The sequence below is a fragment of the Aneurinibacillus aneurinilyticus ATCC 12856 genome, assembly GCF_000466385.1.
Lineage (GTDB): Bacteria > Bacillota > Bacilli > Aneurinibacillales > Aneurinibacillaceae > Aneurinibacillus > Aneurinibacillus aneurinilyticus.
The window spans coordinates 1-1,405 of sequence record NZ_KE952726.1 but is presented as its reverse complement, the minus strand read 5'-3'; the positions used below and the strand labels follow the sequence as shown (position 1 = coordinate 1,405).

At 41.3% G+C, this 1,405-nt stretch carries 2 protein-coding genes; both read right to left on the bottom strand.

Translation table 11 applies throughout. The features are described 5' to 3' along the window. Positions 1-96: 96 nt before the first annotated feature. On the bottom strand, positions 97-996 hold the full coding sequence (locus tag HMPREF0083_RS06225; protein ID WP_026113687.1) for an IS3 family transposase: 900 nt from the start codon (positions 994-996) through the stop codon (positions 97-99). Between the two features lie 11 nt (positions 997-1,007). Beyond that, positions 1,008-1,325 carry a transposase gene (locus HMPREF0083_RS06220; RefSeq protein ID WP_014479904.1) on the bottom strand — a complete coding sequence of 106 codons (318 nt, stop codon included), beginning with the start codon at positions 1,323-1,325 and terminating at the stop codon, positions 1,008-1,010. Positions 1,326-1,405 lie beyond the last annotated feature (80 nt).

Here is a 1,405-nt window from a genome sequence, read left to right as displayed (position 1 = left end):
CGGGTTAACCCCCTAATTTTGGACACATACTACTCTTAGCTCATTATTTCATAGAATTGCTCTTTATTTTAGGTGAGGCAAGAAAATCATCCTGCCTCATACTCTCACTTCTTTAATCGTTAGCTCTTCTGTTTGGTTTCGTTGATAAAATTCATTTGGTGCTAAATCTAAAATACTCGAATGGATTCTTCGATTATTGTAGAAATCCATGTATTCAGCCACCTCATGATACGCATCTGCGTAGGAATGAAAAGCGAACCGCCTCAAACATTCATACTCTAGTAATCGGTGAAACGACTCGATATGGGCATTCATATTCGGTGTTCTCGGCGGAATGCGTTCATGTTCGATGTGGAACGTTTCACATGCTTTCTGAAACGCTAGAGAAATAAATTGTGGACCATTATCCGTTCGAATGACTGGCTTTGTTTCTCTTTCAAATTGCTGACGCTTAAACAAGGCACGCTGCACGAGTTGGCCAGCGTCGTGTCCGGTACAATGTAAACCAATATGATAATCAATGATGGAACGGTCATATACATCAATGAGCGATAGAATAAAGAAGAAACGCTCTTCACCTTCGATGTAGCCGTATTTAATATCTGCTTCCCACAGCTGATTCGATTCAGTGATGATCCGGTTCCTCGCTAATTTTCTTGGATAGTGGAACTTCACTTCTCGCTGTGGCTGTAGGATATCGAGTTCCTTACATAATCGGTACACTTTCTTTTTGTTAATCTGTAGCGCATACTCGCTTCGAAGGCGGAGGCACAACTTTCGATAGCCATAGACACCGGCTTCACCTGAGATGAGTTCCATCAGCCATTCCTGTATTTGTTCATCCGGTATTTTTTTGCCGTTCTTAGTGAGTGAATAGCCCGGAATGGGTCTGCCCTCACTTACTGACTTTTCTTCTTTCTTGTATTGATAATAGTACGTAGAAGGAGAAATCTCTAAAATCTTCAGGACTTTACGGACGGCATAACCTTTCGCAATCCACTCATTCGCTATTTCAAGCGTTTCAGTAAGTGAGGGTTCTTCTTTTTTAGTACGTCACGGAGAATGGAAATTTCTAAATCTTTTTCGCCTAACAGCTTTTTAAGCTGGTCATTCTCCTCCTCCAACTGTTTGATCCCTGAGGGAGAAACAATATCTTGAATGCCGGAATGATCTAGATTGCCTTTTTCCTGAAAAGCTTTTACCCATTTGCTTACGAGATTTGGACTGAGCTCGTGACGTCTCGCCACCAAAGCTTTATTGCCTGTTTCAATTGCTTCTTGTACCACCTGTTGTTTAAATTCAGCAGAATGTTTTCGTCTTTGCATCACAAAAGCCCCCTTATTTGGCAACCTTAAGTATAAAACCACTCTTAGTAGGTGTCCAAATTCATTAGGGGGCTAAATAG

Coding starts and splice junctions, on each gene's coding strand:
- HMPREF0083_RS06220 (WP_014479904.1), bottom strand. CDS start 1,325: ATGCAAAGACGAAAACATTCTGCTGAATTTAAACAACAGGTGGTACAA.